General features: G+C 65.6%; 11 protein-coding genes. 1 reads left to right on the top strand and 10 read right to left on the bottom strand.

All coding sequences use genetic code 11. The annotated features are described in order from the left end of the window. Window positions 1–47: 47 nt before the first annotated feature. The 8 genes from JOD78_RS15760 to JOD78_RS15725 form a co-directional block, all read right to left on the bottom strand. Entirely contained in the window at window positions 48–1,520 is a 1,473-nt protein-coding gene (locus tag JOD78_RS15760) for an ATP-binding cassette domain-containing protein (RefSeq protein WP_209568515.1), read from the bottom strand. Continuing rightward, window positions 1,517–2,344 (bottom strand): ABC transporter permease, encoded by an 828-nt coding sequence (locus JOD78_RS15755; protein WP_121038639.1) that lies wholly within the window; start codon window positions 2,342–2,344, stop codon window positions 1,517–1,519. The genes JOD78_RS15760 and JOD78_RS15755 overlap by 4 nt, the downstream gene beginning before the upstream one ends. Beyond that, the gene (locus JOD78_RS15750) at window positions 2,341–3,321 is read right to left on the bottom strand and encodes an ABC transporter permease (protein ID WP_134134864.1); all 981 of its coding nucleotides are present in this window, start codon (window positions 3,319–3,321) and stop codon (window positions 2,341–2,343) included. The genes JOD78_RS15755 and JOD78_RS15750 overlap by 4 nt, the downstream gene beginning before the upstream one ends. Beyond that, a complete protein-coding gene (locus JOD78_RS15745; RefSeq protein WP_245202152.1) occupies window positions 3,312–4,889 on the bottom strand; it encodes an ABC transporter substrate-binding protein in 1,578 nt (525 codons plus the stop codon). Before JOD78_RS15745 ends, JOD78_RS15750 begins: the two co-directional genes overlap by 10 nt. An 11-nt stretch (window positions 4,890–4,900) precedes the next feature. Further along, window positions 4,901–7,018 (bottom strand): TonB-dependent siderophore receptor, encoded by a 2,118-nt coding sequence (locus JOD78_RS15740; protein ID WP_209568517.1) that lies wholly within the window; start codon window positions 7,016–7,018, stop codon window positions 4,901–4,903. 275 nt (window positions 7,019–7,293) lie between these two features. Then, complete coding sequence (locus JOD78_RS15735; RefSeq protein ID WP_121038628.1) at window positions 7,294–8,280, bottom strand: magnesium and cobalt transport protein CorA; 987 nt, start codon at window positions 8,278–8,280, stop codon at window positions 7,294–7,296. 30 nt (window positions 8,281–8,310) lie between these two features. Further along, window positions 8,311–9,201, bottom strand: coding sequence for a DMT family transporter (locus JOD78_RS15730; RefSeq protein WP_088756778.1), 891 nt, complete (start codon window positions 9,199–9,201; stop codon window positions 8,311–8,313). A 46-nt stretch (window positions 9,202–9,247) separates the two neighbouring features. Beyond that, complete coding sequence (locus JOD78_RS15725) at window positions 9,248–10,708, bottom strand: DHA2 family efflux MFS transporter permease subunit (RefSeq protein ID WP_310841213.1); 1,461 nt, start codon at window positions 10,706–10,708, stop codon at window positions 9,248–9,250. 152 nt (window positions 10,709–10,860) lie between these two features. Between JOD78_RS15725 and pabB the strand changes: the two genes are divergently transcribed. Beyond that, a complete protein-coding gene (gene pabB, locus JOD78_RS15720; RefSeq protein ID WP_209568519.1) occupies window positions 10,861–12,690 on the top strand; it encodes an aminodeoxychorismate synthase component I in 1,830 nt (609 codons plus the stop codon). A 23-nt stretch (window positions 12,691–12,713) separates the two neighbouring features. Here the strand turns inward: pabB and JOD78_RS15715 are convergent, their stop codons facing one another. Together JOD78_RS15715 and JOD78_RS15710 are read right to left on the bottom strand one after the other, a co-directional pair. After that, complete coding sequence (locus tag JOD78_RS15715) at window positions 12,714–14,255, bottom strand: efflux transporter outer membrane subunit (protein WP_134134856.1); 1,542 nt, start codon at window positions 14,253–14,255, stop codon at window positions 12,714–12,716. A 22-nt stretch (window positions 14,256–14,277) separates the two neighbouring features. Further along, complete coding sequence (locus tag JOD78_RS15710; protein ID WP_209568522.1) at window positions 14,278–17,514, bottom strand: efflux RND transporter permease subunit; 3,237 nt, start codon at window positions 17,512–17,514, stop codon at window positions 14,278–14,280. Between the last annotated feature and the right edge of the window lie 3 nt (window positions 17,515–17,517).

Raw genomic sequence — 17,517 nt, 5'->3', positions numbered from 1 at the left:
GTCAGCGCCCCGCTGTATTACGCCCGGCTCAGACTGTATTGCGCCACTCAGGCAGGCTGCGCCGCCGGCCCCAGGTGCAAGCGGCGATCCGCCACGCAACGCACGATATCGGCATCGTGCGTCACCAGCAGCACGGCACTGCCCGCCTGCCTGGCTTCTTCCACCAGCAAGGCAATGACTTCCTGCTGGGTCAGCGGATCCAGACGCGAGGTCGGTTCATCCGCAAAGATAAGCGCCGGCTGCATCAACAGCACGCGCGCCAGCGCGATGCGCTGCAGCTCGCCGCCCGACACCTGGCGCGGCAGACGCTCCAGCAGCGCGGGCGAGACACGCATGCGCGCCAGCAGCGCTTCCAGGCGCTGCCAGTCGAGGCCGTGCAGGCGCACCAGATCGCGCAGTGACTGACGCAGCGTGACGGCGGGCGCGAACGCTGCCGCCGGATCCTGATAGATCTTCTGGAAGGCGGTAAGCGCCAGGCCGGGGGCGCGCGTGACCTGCCCCGCATCCGGCGACAACAGGCCCAGCACGATGTTGCCGAAGGTGGTTTTGCCGGCCCCGCTGGGTCCGCTGATGGCGACGATTTCGCCGGCATGGATACGGGCACTGACATCGCTGAACAGCGCCTGCTGGCCGAAGCGCTTGGCCACCTTGCTGACCTCGACGATCACCGGTGATGAAGGGCCGGCGCTCGCCCCAGTTGCTACCGGTGGCGTCCAGCAGGCCGGATCCGCCGCCAGCAGGCGGCGCGTATAGGCATGCTGTGGCCGGGCCAGCAGCGCGTCGGCCGGACCGCGTTCCACCAGGCATCCGTTGAGCATCACCGCCAGTTCACCGCCCAGCGCGCGCGCCAGCCATACATCATGAGTGATGCACAGCAGGCTCATGCCCTGCTGCTGCGCCGCCTGCAGCAAGGCCAGCACCTCGCCGCGCCGGTCCGCATCCAGCCCCTTGGTCGGCTCATCGATGATCAGCAGCGGCGCGCCCGCCGCGTGCGTGGCCAGGAAGGCTACACGCTGGGCCATGCCGCCCGAGATCATGAAGGGATACTTGTCGGCCGCGTCCTGCAGCCCCAGGCTGGCCAGTGCCTGCCCGGCCAGGGTGCGCGCTTCTTTGCGTGCGGCGCGCAGGCTGTCGTCCTGGCTATCGGCGGCGGGATGGCTGACCAGTTCATAGGTTTCGGCCACCTGGCGCGCGACCGTCATGGTCGGGTCCAGCGCCAGCCAGGGTTCCTGCGGCAAGAGCGCAATGCGCCGACCCCAGCCGCGCTGGCGCACGGCGCTATCGGCCGCATCACTACGCTGGCCATCGATCTCGATCTGCCCGCTGCAGCGCAGGCTGCCCGGCAGATTGCCCATGATGGCCTGGGCCAGCAGCGACTTGCCCGAACCGCTCTCGCCCAGCAGGGTCATCACCCCGCCGCGCGCAATGGAAAAATCGATGCCCTGCACCAGCGCGCTCTGGCCGTGCCAGACGGACAGGTCCTGCACCCGCAAAGCCGCATCCGGGGAAAGTGTGTTCATGCCTGTCCCTTCTGTGGTGACAACAACAGCAAACCCAGCAAGGTGAGGAACAGTACCCCTACCGGCGCACCCAGCAGCCACGGCGCCTCGCGGTAATACGGCAGCAGTTCGATCATCATCACGCCCAGTTCCGGCGTGGGCGGCTGCAAGCCGACGCCGACGAAACCCAGTGCCGACATCGCCAGCACCGCCCCCGCCAGCCCGAAGCGCATCAGCGTGAACAGGCGTGGCAGCAGCGCCGGCAGCAGGTGGCGCCGCACGATGTAGCCGGGACCGAAGCCCAGCAGGCGCGAGGCTTCCACCTGCGGGCTGGCCAGCAGGATGCGGCTGGCCGCACGCACCACGCGGAAATACTCCACCCACAAGGCCAGCGAAATGCCGACATAGAGCGGCCAGAACCCGCCCGGCGCAAACGCCGCCAGCAACAGCACCAGCAGCAGGCCCGGCAAGGCCAGCACGGCGTCCGCGAAGGCCGCCAGCACGCGCTCGATCCAGCCGCCGCACCAGGCCGCCAGCAAACCGATGAGCACACCGGGAATGGCTGCCGACAGCACACTAACCACCGCCAGCGACAGCGACAGCCGGGTGCCGTGCACCAGTCGCGCCAGCATGTCGCGGCCGAGCTGGTCATAGCCCAGCGGATGGGCCAGGCTGGGTGCTTCCAAAAAGCGCGCCAGTTGCTGGCGCGCCGGATCGGCATCGATCAGCAAGGGTCCCAGCCACGCGAACAGCACGATCAGCACCAGCAGCAGTACGCCTGCGATCTGCGCGGTGCTCCAGCGCCGCGCCTCGGGTTCAAGCAAATAGTCGGAAGACAGGCTCATGGTCGGCGACGCGGATCGATGAAGGCGCAGGCGGCATCCACCAGCGCGTTGAAAAGAACGAAGAGCAGGCCCAGCACCAGCGCCGTGCCCTGGATCATCGGCACATCGCGTCCGAAAATGGCATGCACCAGCGCGTGGCCGATGCCCGGCCAGGCGAAGATGGTTTCCACCAGCACCACACCTTCGACCAGCATCACCAGCTGCACGCCCAGATAGGCCGTGACCGGCGCAGCGACATTGCGCACGCCATGGCGCAACAATGCCTGCGCGGGAGTGAGGCCCTTGGTCAGCGCGAAGGCGAAATACTCGGAGCCCCGCACCTGCACCATGGCATCGCGCGCCACCCGGCAGGACACCGCCGCCAGCCCCAGGGCCAGCGTCAGTGCCGGCAGCAGGATGCCGCCGTGGTCGGTGTGCCCGGCCGCCGGCAAGGCGCCCAATTGCACCGAGAACAGCAACACCAGCACCAGTCCCAGCAGGAAGGACGGCAAGGCCCGCAACAACACCGACACCGCCAGCGTGGCGCGGTCCAGCCAGCCACCGGGATGCAGTCCCGCCAGCACACCCATGGTCGGACCGATCAGCAGCGACAGCACCATCGCCAGGAAAGACAGACGCAGCGTCGGGCCCAGCTGATGCGTGATTTCCACCAGCACCGGCAGTGCCGTCACTTGCGACACGCCCAGGTCCAGATGCAGCAGGCGGCTCCACCACTCGCTCAAGGCCATGAACCAGGGCTGATCAAGGCCCAGTTCGGCGCGCACGGCCAGGGCCGCTTCGGTGGTCACCATGTCGTAGCCATAGCGGCCGGCGGCGATGCGATAGGCCATGTCGCCGGGCAGCAGGCGCGTCATGAAGAAGCACAGCGTGCCGACCAGCAGCGCCACCAGCGCCGCTTGCAGCAAGCGCTGGCCCAGGGCGCTGGCCAGTTGCCGGCGCGTGGCCGGGGGTAAGGTCAGGAGGCGGGTCAGGTCCATTGCAGGGAAGCGATGCGGTAACTGCGTTCAAAGGGATCGATGCTGGCACCGCGCAGGCGGCGGCTGACGGCGCAGGTCTGGCGATACCAGACCACCGGGATCACCGGCAACTGCTCCTGCAGTACCGCCACGATGCGCGCGCGTTCGGCGCGGCCGCTGTCGGCCTCACCGGCCGGGGTGGCGGCCAGTTTGGCCAGCAGGGCCGGCACTTCCTGGTTGTGCCAGCCCATGGCACCCCAGTCACCGCCCTGCGGGCCGAAGTCCTGCAGGAGACTGGCTACCGGGTCAGGCAGGTTGCCGTAATTGCGAGCGGCCAGCGCCATCTGCAATTGGCCGCTGCGATGGCCGGCGGGAATGTCGCTGGAATTGCCGATGGTCACGCGCACGGCGATGCCGATCTGGCGCATCTCTTCCTGCAAGGCGGTGGCGATCAGCGGCAACTCGGGACGGTCCACAAAGGTGGTCAACGTCAATTGCAACTTCTGGCCGTCCCTCCAGCGCGTACCGTCGGCACCGAGACGCCAGCCGGCCTCTTCCAGCAGGCGGCGGGCCTGCTTCAGATCGGTGTGCAGGGGCGGCAGGCGAGTGTCATGCCAGCGTGCCAGCGAAGGCGGCAGCAGTTGCGTGGCCCCGAGGTCGGCATCGCGCAGCAAGGCACGTGCGATGCCCTCGCGCTCGATGCACAGGGCAATGGCGCGGCGCACGCGTACATCGGCCAGGAAGGGATGACCGGCATTGAGCTTCAGGAGGGTGGTACGCGGCAGCATGGCCGAGAGCAGCACGGCACGCGGACTGTCCTGCAAGGCGCGGATGCTGGGCGGATCCAGCGAGAAGGCCAGGTCGGCCTGCCCGCTCTGGACCAGCAGCGTGCGCGTTTCCGCACGCGAGACGCTGATGTAGCGGGCCCGCTGCACCGCCCTGCCCGGCGCGGCCTCCGCCCGTTCGACATCGAACTGCTGCGGCAGACTGATGGACTTGATGCGGAACGGCCCCGTACCGAGAATGGCCACCACATTGCCCTGCGCATCGAAACTGGCCGGGGCCAGGATCTGCGTGGAGTAATGCGTGAGCAGATAAGGCAGCGGACCAAAGGGCCGGCGCAGGGACAGTACCAGTTCACTTTGCTGTACAGCCATCCCGGTGATCCCTGCCAGTTGCAGTACACCTGGCCGGACAGCGGCGCGCTGCAGACAGGCCAGGATACTGGCGGGCGTGACGTCGCTGCCATCGTGGTAGCGCCGTGCACGTGGCAGGGCAAAGCGCCATTGCAGGCCATCGGCACTGACCTGCCAGCCCGTGGCCAGTCCCGGCCGCAACTGGCCGGCATCATCGACTTCCAGCAGGGTCTGCAGCACCTCCATGCGGGCGAACATGTAGCCGGAGCGCGAAGGGTCGAGCCCGGTCAGTTCCCACGGACCGACCACGGTCAGGACATCGCTGCCGGTTTGCGTGATGGCGTGGGAATGGGGCCCGGCCTCATCGCCATGCGCCCATGCCAGCGGCCACGGACTCGCTGCCAGCAGCGCCAGCAAGGCGCGCCGGCGCGGCGCGGGGGGTGAACAAGCCAAGTGGCGCTCCTTCAGAACTTGACGTTGAGCGCCAGCGTAGCGGTACGCTCATCGCCCGGCATGATCCATACGTTGCTGTAGGAGCTGCTGTAATACCGCTTGTTGAAGAGATTGTTCACGTCCAGCGACAGCTTCATCTTGGGCGTGAACTGCCAGTAAGCCAGGGCACGCGCGGTCACGTAGGCGGGCAGCTTGAAACTGCCGGCCTGGTCACCGGTACGGTTGCCCACGTAGTTCAGGCCACCACCGATACCGTAGGGCGAGCCACTTGCGGACGCATCTTCAAACACCGCCAGTACACTTCCCGATACACGCGGCACGTTGATCAGCCGCGACCCCACCGTCAGGGTGTTGTCCTTGCTGACGTAAGCGTCGGTATAGGCCAGGTTGCCGGTCAGGCGCCAGTGGTGGCCCAGGCGTGCGTTCGCATCCAGCTCCACGCCCTTGCTGCGCACTTCGCCGGCGGCAATCGAGAAGGACGGATTGGCCGGGTCGGTGGTCAGCACGTTCTGCTTGGTGATGTCAAACACGGCCAGCGTCGCGCCGCTACGCTGGTCTTCACTCTGGAACTTCAGGCCGATTTCGGCGGCGCGCGAAGTCTCGGGACTGAAGGCGTTGCCGCTGACATCGCTGCCGCTGTTGGGACGGAAGGATTTGCTGGCGCTGACGTAAGCTGACCACGCAGGCGTGAACAGATAGGTCAGGCCCAGGCGCGGGGAATAGGCGGTCTTGTCCTGGCGGGTGGTGGTACCGGTGCGCAGGTTGTTGAGCGTGGAGCGGAAGCCGTCGGCACGCAGGCCGGCCAGCAATTTCCAGCGATCGCCGAGACTCACCTGATCCTGCAGATAGAGGGCGGTGCTGATCTGGCGTTCGCTGGTATCGGTGTTGGGCGCGGGTGTGGGCTGCGGCTGGCCATAGACCGGGTTGTAGATGTTGAGCGCGTAGGGCGCGGCAGCGGTCGGGTTCACGCGCAGCATGCGCTGGTCCAGCGTGAGCCAGTCCACTTCCGTGCCCACCAGCACTTCATGCTGCATGCCCCCGGTCTGCAGCTTGCCGCCCAGTTCTGCCTGCAGCGACGTGTCGTGCCAGCTGTAATCGCGGTAGCGGCGCTGGCGGCGCAGGGTGGCGTTGTCGGCCTGCAGGGCCGAGGCTTCGGTGGAGTAGCCATCCAGCGTGCCATCCTTGTGGAACACGCCGGTGCGCAGATGCCAGTTGTCGTCCAGGCGATGCTCCAGCGTCAGCAGGTGGTTGGTGTTCTGCATCTTGATGTCGCCATCGCGCGGCTCGCCCAGGAAGCGCGAGACCGGCAGCACGCCCAGATTGCCATTGACGGCCACGATGCCGCGATCCAGCGGGGCCTTCTGGCGCAGGTATTCGCCTTCATAGTTCAGGATGGTCCGGTCGCTGAGCACCCAGGTAAAGGCCGGTGCCAGGAATTCGCGGTCGCTGCTGACGTTGTCGCGGAAGCTGTTCTTGTGCTCGAAGGCCGCATTGAGCCGGTATGCCACTTCGCTGTTGAGCGCGCCGGTGGAGTCGACCGCGCTGCGGTAGCCGCCGCGGCTGTCCACCGACAGATCCAGCGAATTCGCAGCCTTGAACTGCGGCTTCTTGGTGACCACGTTGATGGTGCCGCCCGGCTCGCTGTTGCCATACAGCGCTGCGGCCGGTCCCTTGAGGAAATCGATGCTCTCGACGTTGGCGGTATCGCGCGGGGGCGCGTAGCCGCGATTGGAGGCGAAGCCATTCCAGAGAATGTTCATGCCGCCATTCTCGCTGCCGGAAAATCCACGGATCGAGTAGTTGTCCCACAGCCCGCCGAAGTTGTTCTGCTTGGCCACGCCGCTCACGTAAAGCAGCACATCATCCAGGCGCGTGGCGGCCAGGTCATCCATCAGTTGGCGCGAGACCACCTGCACCGACTGCGGCAGTTCCTGCAGCGGGGTCTCGGTGCGAGTGGCGCTGGAGGTGGCGCTCTGGCGGTATTGCTGGCGTTCACCGGCGCCGGTGACCACTACCTGCCCCAGGCCCTTGTCGGCGCTGGCGTCGTTATCGGCGCTCCAGGCCAGTTGCTGGCTCTGGCCCATGGCGAGCGCGCCCAGCACGGCCGCCCGCAGTGCGGTCATTTTCATCTTTTCCCTTGTGATGTCGTTATGCTGCGGCTGGGTGCGTGGCTGCCTGACCGCGATGGAGTGACCGTCGTGCGCGGTCAGGGCGGGATTCTAATGCAACTTTGTTGCAATTATCAAGAAGAATGAATCGCATTCAGGATGCGAGTCCGGTATCGGGGGACGAAATGTGGCCTGCAGAAGACGCCTTGCACAGTCTAGCGACGCAAACGAGCCGGTGGGTGCGACATATTGTCGCACCCACCGAAGGTCTTTACACAGGTTTCAAAAAAAGCGCGCTACAGCCAGCCCGCCTTGCGCAAACGCCGCCACAGCAGCGTGCAGGCGGTGATGATGCCGCCCAGCACCAGCGGGAAGCTCCATTGCCAGGACAGCCCCGGCATGTGCGCGAAGTTCATGCCGTAGAGGCTGAAGATCATGGTCGGGATGGCCAGGATGGCACCCCAGCCGGCCAGGGTCTGCACGATCTCGTTCTGGTGGATGGTGACCTGGGCCAGGTTGATCTGCACGGCCGACTCCACCATTTCACGCAGGCGGTCGCCGGTATCGATGAAGCGCACCACGTGATCGTAGATGTCGCGGAAGTAGGCCTTGCCTTCCTTGGTGATGAGCCCTTCATGGAAGCGCAGCAGCTGGGTACACACGTCCAGCAGCGGCGTGGCCGCCGAGCGCAGGCGGATCAGCTGGCGCTTCAGCTGGTACAGCTCCTGCAGGTAGGCCTTGCCGCTGAGCGCACCGGGATTGAAGAGCTGTTCCTCGTACTGGCTGAACTTGGTTTCGAGGTCGTCCATGATGGGACGATAGTTGTCGACCACGAAGTCCATGATGGAATACAGCACGAAACTGGGGCCGCGCACCAGCCGCTCGGGCAGCATCTCGCAGTGCTCGCGCACCTTGGCATAGCTGCGCGAGGCACCATGGCGCACCGTGACCACGAAGCGCGGGCCGGTCAGGATGTGGGTCTCGCCGAACAGCACTTCGCCGCCGGCCAGCTGGGCCGTGTGCAGCACCACGAAGAGGGTGTCACCGTATTCCTCGATCTTGGGCCGCTGGTGCGCGGCGTAGGCATCTTCCACGGCCAGTTCGTGCAGGCAGAATTCTTCCTTGATCTTGTTCATCAGCTCAACATTGGGCTCCAGCAAGCCCAGCCAGACGAAGGTGCCCTCTTCTTCGAGCACGTCGCTGATTTCATCGAGGCTGATGTCGCGCAGCTTCTTGCCCTTCTTGTAGACCGTGCAGTTGACGATCATGGCGGGATCGATCATGTCTCTTTCCTGTTCCTGTTTTTTATGAGATCAGCCGGTGCGCCAGCGCAGTCGCTGCTTGAAGACCTGGGCCATGATCACGCCGGCCAGCGTGATGAGCCCACCGATGGCGTGATAGCCGTGCAATTGCTCGCCCAGCGCCACCACCGCAATGATGACAGTGAAGACCGGCATCAGGTTCACGAAAATGGCACAGCGGCTCGCCCCCAGATACTGCACCCCGCGCATCCACAGGAACTGCGACAGGATGGAGGCGGCAATGCCCGCATAGAGCAGGATCGGCAGGTTCTCGCGCGTGAGCGGCGAATGATGGCCCAGCACATAGCCGGGAAAGAGCAGCACCACCGCCATCAACACCTGCATGTACAGCAGTTGCCAGGTGCGCAGCGGCAGCGCCCAGCGGCGCAGCATGACGCCATAAAGACCGTAGGCGATGGTGGCCAGCAGCATCAGCAGGTCGCCCGTGACCACGCCCTGGTCGAACAGCGCCAGCGGATGGCCGCGCCCGATCAGCACGGCCAGTCCGAAGAGCGAGAGGATGCCGCCAGCCAGGGTGCCGACCGTCGGTGGTTCAGAGAGCAGCTTGATGCTCAGTACCAGCGTGAGCAGCGGCATGAGCGAAGCGATGATGCCCATGCTGGTGGCCGACGCCGTAGCCGCCGCGAAATACGCCAGGCTCTGGAACAGCACCATGCCCAGCAAGGCCAGCACAAGGATCTTGCCCAGATGAGGACGAATCTGCGCGCGCGCCGCCCAGGTCGGCCGCGCCAGGAAAGGCGACATCAGCAGCGCCGCCAGCACCCAGCGATAGAAGGAAATATCCTCCGGCGCAATCACGCCCGCAGACATCTTGCTGATGACGGTATTGCCGGCCCAGATCAGGACCGCACCCAGCGGAAACCACAGGGACTTGTACGTCATGGGCTGCATGGTTCTCCTCGTTATGCGTGGGCCTGATGACGCTGCATCAGGCCGGCTTGTTTTCTTGCTGCCCGGCCATCTCGGCCCCGGCGTTGGGTGGCAGCTGGCGCAGCATCAGCAAGGCCAGCGCAGACACCGCCCCCACCACCAGAAAGGCCGGCCAGAAATCCTGCGCCACCAGCGTGGCATGGCCCTGGATCTCGTTGGACATCTGCAGCGCAAAACCGGCCAGCACCACGCCCATGCCGATCGACAACTGCTGCGCCACGCTGGCCATGCTGGTGGCCTGGCTCAGGCGGACCTTGTCGACATCGGCATAGGAAATCGCATTGAGGCTGGTGAACTGCAGCGAGCGGAAGCAGCCGCCGACCAGCAGGATGATGAGCATCACCAGATAAGGCGTCTGCGGCGTGAAGGTGGCCAGCGCCCACAAGCCCAGCACGCCCAGCGCGCCATTGACCAGCAGCACCCTGCGGAATCCGTAGCGGCGCAGGAAGCGCGCGGCGATGGTCTTCATGAACATCGCGCCCGCAGCCGAAGCGCAGGTCAGCAGGCCGGAATGGAAAGGCGTATAGCCAAAGCCCAGCTGCAGCATCAGCGGCAGCAGGAAGGGAATGGCACCGATGCCCACGCGATACAGCGAGCCGCCGAAGACGCCGGCCCGCAGCGTGGGGATCTTCAGCAGCGCCAGGTCGATCAGCGGTGCCGTGGCGCGGCGCGCGTGCCATACGTAGGCGCACAGGAACAGCACACCCGCTACCACGCAGGCCAGCGAGATATCCCCCGAGACCAGGTGACGGCCGGACGTCGCCAGCCCCATCATCAGTAGCGAGCAGCCCAGCGCCGAGAGGATGAAGCCGACGATGTCCAGCCGTGAAACCTGTTCCGCCTTCAGATCCGGAATGAAGCGCGTGGCCAGGTACAGACCCAGGATGCTGATGGGAATGTTGATGAAGAAGATCCAGCGCCAATGGAAATAGGTGGTGATGAAGCCGCCCAGCGGCGGCCCCAGCACCGGGCCGAACAGGGCCGGAATGGTGAGATAGGACAGCGCCTTGACCAGGTTGACCTTCTCCACGCTGCGCAGGATCACCAGCCTTCCGACCGGCACCATCATGGCCCCGCCTATGCCCTGCAGGAAACGCGCGGCGACGAATTGCGGCAAGGTCGAAGACGCCCCGCAGAGAATGGAGCCCAGCATGAACACGCAGATGGCCGTGCGGAAGATGGTGAGCGAGCCGAAGCGGTCGGCCATCCAGCCAGAGATCGGAATGAAGACCGCCAGCGAGACCAGGTAGGAGGTCAGCGCCAGCTTGAGCGAAATCGGATCGACCTTCATGTCCAGCGCCAGCGCTGGCAGGGAAGTCGAGATGACGGTGGAATCCATCTGTTCCATGAACAGCGCACAGGCGACGATCAGGGGAATGATGAAGGTGCGGGGTATGGGCATCGTCAAGGGTGATGAGTAAAAGTGCGAAGGCGGCGTGCAGCGCGATTGACCGGCAATTGACCGACGTTGCGTGCCGCCCGGCAAGCCTTCAAGTATACCTTTTACGCTATCATGCTGCCGACCGCGCCCCACCGGCGCGCCGCGAGGGCTTGCCCCAAGGCATCCCTGCCCCGGCGGCCTTCCCTGCCCTTCTGTTTGCACTGCCCTTCATGAACGATTGCTTCGCCCTCCTCGACGACCACCAGGCCAGCCCGGCCGAACCGCGCTCGCGCCTCTACACCGGGCATGTGCGCACGCTGGCCTGCGCGGATGCGGCGGGCTTCCCGGCGATGCTGGGAGCGATGCAGGCGGCCTTGTCCAAGGGGCAGCACGCCGTGGCCTTGTGGAGCTATGAACTGGGCGCGGCGCTGCAGGGCTTGCCGCATCGTGCGCTCTCTGGCCCTTTGGCGCGCGTGCTCTTGTTTGCGCATTGCGCGCATTTGTCGGCCGCCGAAGTGGATGCATGGCTGTCTGCGCAAGTGCAATCTGGCAACGCGGGCATTACACGTCTGCGCAGCAACGTCGATGAGGCCGCCTTCACTGCAGCCATCGACCGTATCCGCGAGTACATCGCGGCCGGTGATACCTACCAGGTCAACTACACCTATCGCCTGCACTTCGATGTGCTGGGTGATCCCATCACCCTGTACCGTCGCCTGCGTGCGCGCCAGCCGGTGCCGTATGGCGCACTGGTGCGCGATGGCGCGGGCGGCATGGTGCTCTCGTGTTCGCCGGAATTGTTCGTCGCCCATCAGCAAGGTACGCTCAAGGCCAAGCCCATGAAAGGCACCGCGCGCGCCGTACCGGCCGAACAGGAAGGTGCGGACACGCTCAATGCCCAACGTGCCCTGGCCTTGGCCAACGATGAAAAGAACCGTGCAGAAAACCTCATGATCGTCGACCTGCTGCGCAATGACCTGGGCCGCGTCGCAGTGCCGGGCTCGGTGCAGGTACCGCATCTGTTCGACGTGCGCCGCTACGGGCAGGTGCTGCAGATGACTTCGACCATCCGCGCCCGCCTGCGCGAAAACGCCACGTTGGCCGACACGATGGCTGCGCTCTACCCTTGCGGCTCGATCACCGGTGCGCCCAAACGCCGCACCATGCAGATCATCGATGAACTGGAGACCGCGCCGCGCGGACTCTATACCGGTGCCATCGGCTGGTTCGCGCCGCCGCGTGCGGAGGGTCCGGCCATCGGTGACTTCTGCCTCTCGGTACCGATCCGCACGCTGGAATTGCAGGCAGCCCAGGACGGTGTGCGCCAGGGTGTGATGGGGGTTGGTGCAGGCATCGTCTACGACAGCGAGGCTGCGTCCGAATTTGCAGAATGCCAGTTGAAGTCAGGCTTCCTTACCGAATTGGCACAAAGCGTCAGCTTGTTTGAAACCATCCACGCCACGCGCGCTGGCTGCCGCCATCTGGCGCTGCATCTGGCGCGCCTGAAGAATTCTGCTTCACAGCTGGGCTATCCCTGCGATACGACGGCGATTGCACTGCGGCTCGATGCGGCCTGTGCTGAACTTTCTGACCAAACGTCCTATCGGCTGCGGCTGGCGCTGGATGCCCAGGGCGGCATCACGATCCAGCATGCGCCCCTGAACCCGCTGACCGCGCCGGTCAAGGTCTTCCTGGCCGACACCGCCACCGACAGCAGCGACCTTTTCCTGCGTCACAAGAGCAGCCAGCGCGCCCGCTACGACGCCGCCTGGCAAGAGGCCGAACGACGGGGCGGCTTTGACCAGCTCTTCTTCAATGAACGGGATGAACTGACCGAAGGCGGCCGCAGCAATGTCTTCGTCAGGATCGGCGGCCGCTGGTGCACGCCGCCGCTGGCTTGCGGCGTCCTGCCGGGCGTGATGCGGCGCGTGCTGCTGGACGACCCGCAATGGGATGCGGTGGAAGCGGTCATCACCCGCGCCGACCTGCTGGCCGCAGAGGAAATCGTGGTCTGCAACGCCTTGCGCGGTGCCGTGCCAGCGGTGCTGGTCACCGCCTGACCCGACTACACACCCAATTCAACTCAACGCAGCGCTGCGTTGTCCTTCAATCCCTTGGCCTTGTCGGCCACCTGCTGTTGCAGCGGGCCGAGGTCATCCAGGCTATGCCCGTCCCAGCCCCCGCCCAGCGCCTTGGCCAGCAGCACGCTGGCGGCCATGCGGCGGTTGAGGATGCTCAATGAAGTCAGCTCGGCCGACAGCGCGGTGGCCTGTGCCGTGATGACGTTGACGTAGCTCACCGTCCCCGCCTTGTACTGATTGGTCACCAGCGTGACGGCCTGGCGTGCGGCCTGCAGCGCTTCGCCTTGCACCGCCGCTTCCTGCTCCAGGATGCGCAGCGCGGCCAGGTTGTCTTCCACATCCTGGAAGGCGGTCAGCACCGTCTGCTTGTAGGTGGCGACCGTGCCGTCATAGGTGGCAATGGCCTGGTCGGTGGCCGCTGCGCGCGCACCGCCATCGAAAATCGTTTGCGCCAGTTGCGGACCGAGCGACCAGACGCGTCCCGGCAGCGTGAACCAGTCGGCGAAGGTCGAGCTTTGATACCCACCCGAGGCCGACAAGGTCAGGCTGGGAAAATACGCCGCCTTGGCCACGCCGATCTTGGCATTGGCCGAGGCCACGCGGCGCTCGGCGGCGGCCACATCGGGACGGCGCTCCAGCAGCATCGACGGCACGCCCTGCGGCACCGGCGGGGCCACGGCCGTGAGCGGTGCGCGCGGCAGCGAGAATTCAGCGGGCGTCTTGCCCACCAGCAGCGCGATGGCATGCTCCACTTGTGCTCGCGTGACGCCGTTGTCCAGCGCGGAGGCCTGCGCCGATTTCAGTTGCGTCTGCGCCTGGATCACATCGGACTTGGCCACCAGCCCGGCGGCATACTGGTTCTGCGTGACCTGCAGCGAACGCTGGTAGGCCTGCACCGTGTCTTCCAGCAATTGCTGCTGGGCGTCCAGCACGCGCAGTTGCAGATAGTTCTGCGCCAGCTGTGCCTGCGCTGACAGGCGCGCACCGGCCAGATCGGCCGCGCTGGCCTGGGCGCTGGCCTGGCTGGATTCCACATCGCGCCGCACCTTGCCCCAGATGTCGGCTTCCCACGAGGCCGTCAGCGAGAAGGTGTAGGAATTGCGCACGCTGCCCGAACTGGAACTGCCGGACGATGAATTCGACGAAGTGGACGTGCTGGAAGACGAACCCGCCGAACCCGAGCGTCCGCGCGACGCACCGGCCGAAGCCGCCAGCGTCGGCGAATAGGCCGAGCGCGAGCTTTGCACCAGCGCCACGGCGTTGCGGAAATTGGCTTCGGCCAGCGCCAGGTTCTGGTTGGAGATGTCGACCTGCTCGGCCAGCGCATTCAATTGCGGATCGCCGAACATTTCCCACCACTTGCCGTCGGCAGCGAGGTCGCGTGGCTGGGCCGGCTTCCAGTTCTGGCCTTCCTTGAAGACGGCGGGGCCGATGTCCATCTGCGGGCGCACGTAGTCGGGCCCGACCGAGCAGGCCGCCAGCGCGAAGCTGGCCGCCAGCACGGTCAGCAGGGGCTTGAGTTTGAACAGGTCTTGATGCGTCATGCGTTTCTCCATGGCGGCAGCCTCAGGCCGCCGAGGTTTCTGTCTTGTTCTTGCGGCCGAAGCGGCGGCGGCTCCAGGCGCTCAGGCGTTCCATGTACAGGTACACCACCGGGGTCGTGTAGAGCGTGAGCAGCTGGCTCACCACCAGCCCGCCCACGATCGAGATGCCCAGCGGCTGGCGCAACTCCGCACCATCGCCGTGGCCGATGGCCAGCGGAATCGCACCCAGCAACGCTGCCATGGTGGTCATCATGATGGGACGGAAGCGCAGCTTGCAGGCCTCGAAGATGGCATCGCGCGGCGACATGCCGCGGTTGCGTTCGGCATCGATGGCGAAGTCCACCATCATGATGGCGTTCTTCTTGACGATGCCGATCAGCAGGATCACGCCGATCAGGGCAATGAGGCTGAAGTCGGTGCCGGTCACCATCAGCGCCAGCAGCGCGCCCACCCCCGCCGAGGGCAGCGTGGAGATGATGGTGATGGGATGGATCAGGCTCTCGTACAGGATGCCCAGCACGATGTACACCGCCAGCAAGGCCGTGAGGATCAGGATGGGCTGGCTGGAGGTGGAGGCCTGGAAGGCATTGGCCGTGCCCGCGAAGGTGCCCAGCACGCTGGTCGGCACGCCCAGTTGCGCCATGGCGCGGTCGATGGCGGCGGTGGCCTGCGACAGCGACACGCCCTCGGCCAGGTTGAAGGACAGCGTGGAGGCCACGAACTGGCCCTCATGGCTGACCGACAGCGCCGTGGTGGTGGGCTCGAAGCGCGCGAAGGCCGCCAGCGGGATCTGTGTCGACGCCGCCGTCGAGATGGTTTGCGCCAGCCCCGTATTGGCATTCAACTTGCCGGCCGCCGACAGCGCCGGCGGTGTCGAGAGGCTGGAGGTGGTCGGCGAGAGATTGGACGAGCCGGCCAGGCTGACATAGGTATCGCGCAGGGTTTCCGGACTCTGCCAGTATTGCGGGGCCGCTTCCATCACCACGTGGTACTGGTTCATGCCGCTGTAGATCGTGGAGATCTGGCGCTGGCCGAACAGGTCCGACAGGGTGGAATCGATCAGCTGCGGCGTGACCCCCGCACGCATGGCGGTCTCGCGGTCGATGGTCAGCGTGGTCTGCAGGCCGTTGTCCTGCTGGTCGGTGCTGATGTCTTCCAGCTCCTTCAGGTTGGACAGCGCCAGGCGGATCTTGGGCTCCCAGATGCGCAAGAGGCCCACATCGTCCGACTTGAGTGAATACTCATACTGCGAATCGCTCTGCCGCGCGCCGATGCGGATGTCCTGCACCGGCACCAGGAACACCCGCGCACCGGCCACCTTGGCGGTCTTGATACGCAGACGCGCCACGATCTTGTCGGCACTGTCTTTTCGTTCAGAGAGCGGTTTGAGCGTCACGTACATGAAGCCGCCGTTGCGCCGTTGTCCGCCGGTGAAGGCCACCACATCGGAGACGGCCGGATCGGCCTTGACGATGTCGATGAACTCGTTGAGCTTGGTGCGCATGGCCTGGAAGGAAATGGCCTGGTCGCCCCGGATGCCGCCGACCAGGCGGCCGGTATCCTGCTGCGGGAAGAAGCCCTTGGGAATCGCCTTGTACAAGTAAACGTTCAATGCAATCGTGCCCAGCAGGATCAGCATCATCAGCGGCGCAGCGCGCAGCGCCCAGGCCAGCGTGCGTTCGTAGGCCAGCAGCATGTCCTCGAAGATGGCCGCACTCTGGTCGGCAATCTTCTGCAGCCACGGGTGGCGGCGCTCGCGGCGCGCTGCATCGCCCTCAGGATCATGGCGCAGCAGCTGCGCACACATCATGGGCGTGGTCGTCAGCGACACCACCAGCGAGACCAGGATGGCCACCGACAAGGTGATGGCGAATTCGCGGAAGAGCCGCCCGACGATGCCCTCCATCATCAGGATGGGAATGAAGACGGCGATCAGCGAAATGCTCATCGACAGCACCGTGAAGCCCACCTCGCGCGCGCCCAGCAAGGCCGCCTTGTAAGGCTTCATGCCGGCTTCGATGTGGCGCGAAATGTTTTCCAGCACCACGATGGCATCATCGACGACGAAGCCGGTGGCAATGGTCAGCGCCATGAGCGAAAGATTGTCGAGGCTGAATCCGGCCAGGTACATGATGCCGAAGGTCCCGATCAGCGAGACGGGCACGGCCACCGCCGGGATCAGCGTGGCCCGCGCATTGCGCAGGAACAGGAACACCACCATGATCACCAGCGCCACCGACAGCATCAGGGTGAACTCGGTTTCCTTGAGCGAGGCGCGGATGGTCGGGGTGCGGTCCAGCACCACCTTCATGTCGATGGCCGAGGGGATCGAGGCCTGCAGCTGCGGCAGCAAGGCGCGCACGTTGTCGACCGTCTCGATGATGTTGGCGCCGGGCTGGCGGTTGATGATGATGAGCACCGAAGGCTTGCCGTTGGAAGAACCGGCATTGCGCACATCGGCCACCGAGTCGCGCACCTCGGCCACATCCTGCACCCGCACCGGCGTGCCGTTGCGGTAGGAGACGATCAGCGGCGCATATTCGGCGGCGGTCTTGGCCTGGTCGTTGGCGTAGATCTGCCAGTTGCGGCCGTCATCCTCCAGCAAACCCTTGGGGCGATTGGCATTGGTGGCGGCCACGGCCGTGCGCACGTCGGCGCTGCCGATGCCGTATTTGTTGAGCGCCGTCGGATTGAGCTCGATGCGCACCGCCGGCTGCGAACTGCCGCCCACGCTCACCTGCCCCACCCCGCGCACCTGCGACAGTTTCTGCGCCACGATGCTGTCGGCAGCGTCATACATCTGGCCCTGGGTCATGGTGTCGGAGGTCATGGCCAGGATCAGGATGGGCGCATCGGCCGGGTTGACCTTGCGATAGGTCGGATTGCTCGGCATACCGGTAGGCAGCAGGTTGCGCGCGGCATTGAGCGCGGCCTGCACGTCACGGGCGGCACCGTCGATGTCGCGGTTCAGGTCGAACTGCAGGGTGATGCGGGTCGAGTTCTGCGAGCTGGTCGAGGTCATCTCGGTCACGCCCGCAATCGCGCCCATGGCGCGTTCCAGCGGGGTAGCGACGGTCGCCGCCATGGTCTCCGGACTGGCCCCCGGCAGCGAGGCCGAGATCGAGATGGTCGGGTAATCCACCTGCGGCAGCGGCGAGACCGGCAGCAGGCGAAAGGCCACCATGCCCGCCAGCGCAATGCCGATGGTCAGGAGCGTGGTCGCGATGGGACGCTTGATGAAGGGAAGCGAGATATTCATGCG

The organism is Herbaspirillum sp. 1130, assembly GCF_017833835.1.
Taxonomy (GTDB): domain Bacteria; phylum Pseudomonadota; class Gammaproteobacteria; order Burkholderiales; family Burkholderiaceae_D; genus Herbaspirillum; species Herbaspirillum huttiense.
This window is presented reverse-complemented; position numbering and strand designations above follow the sequence as displayed.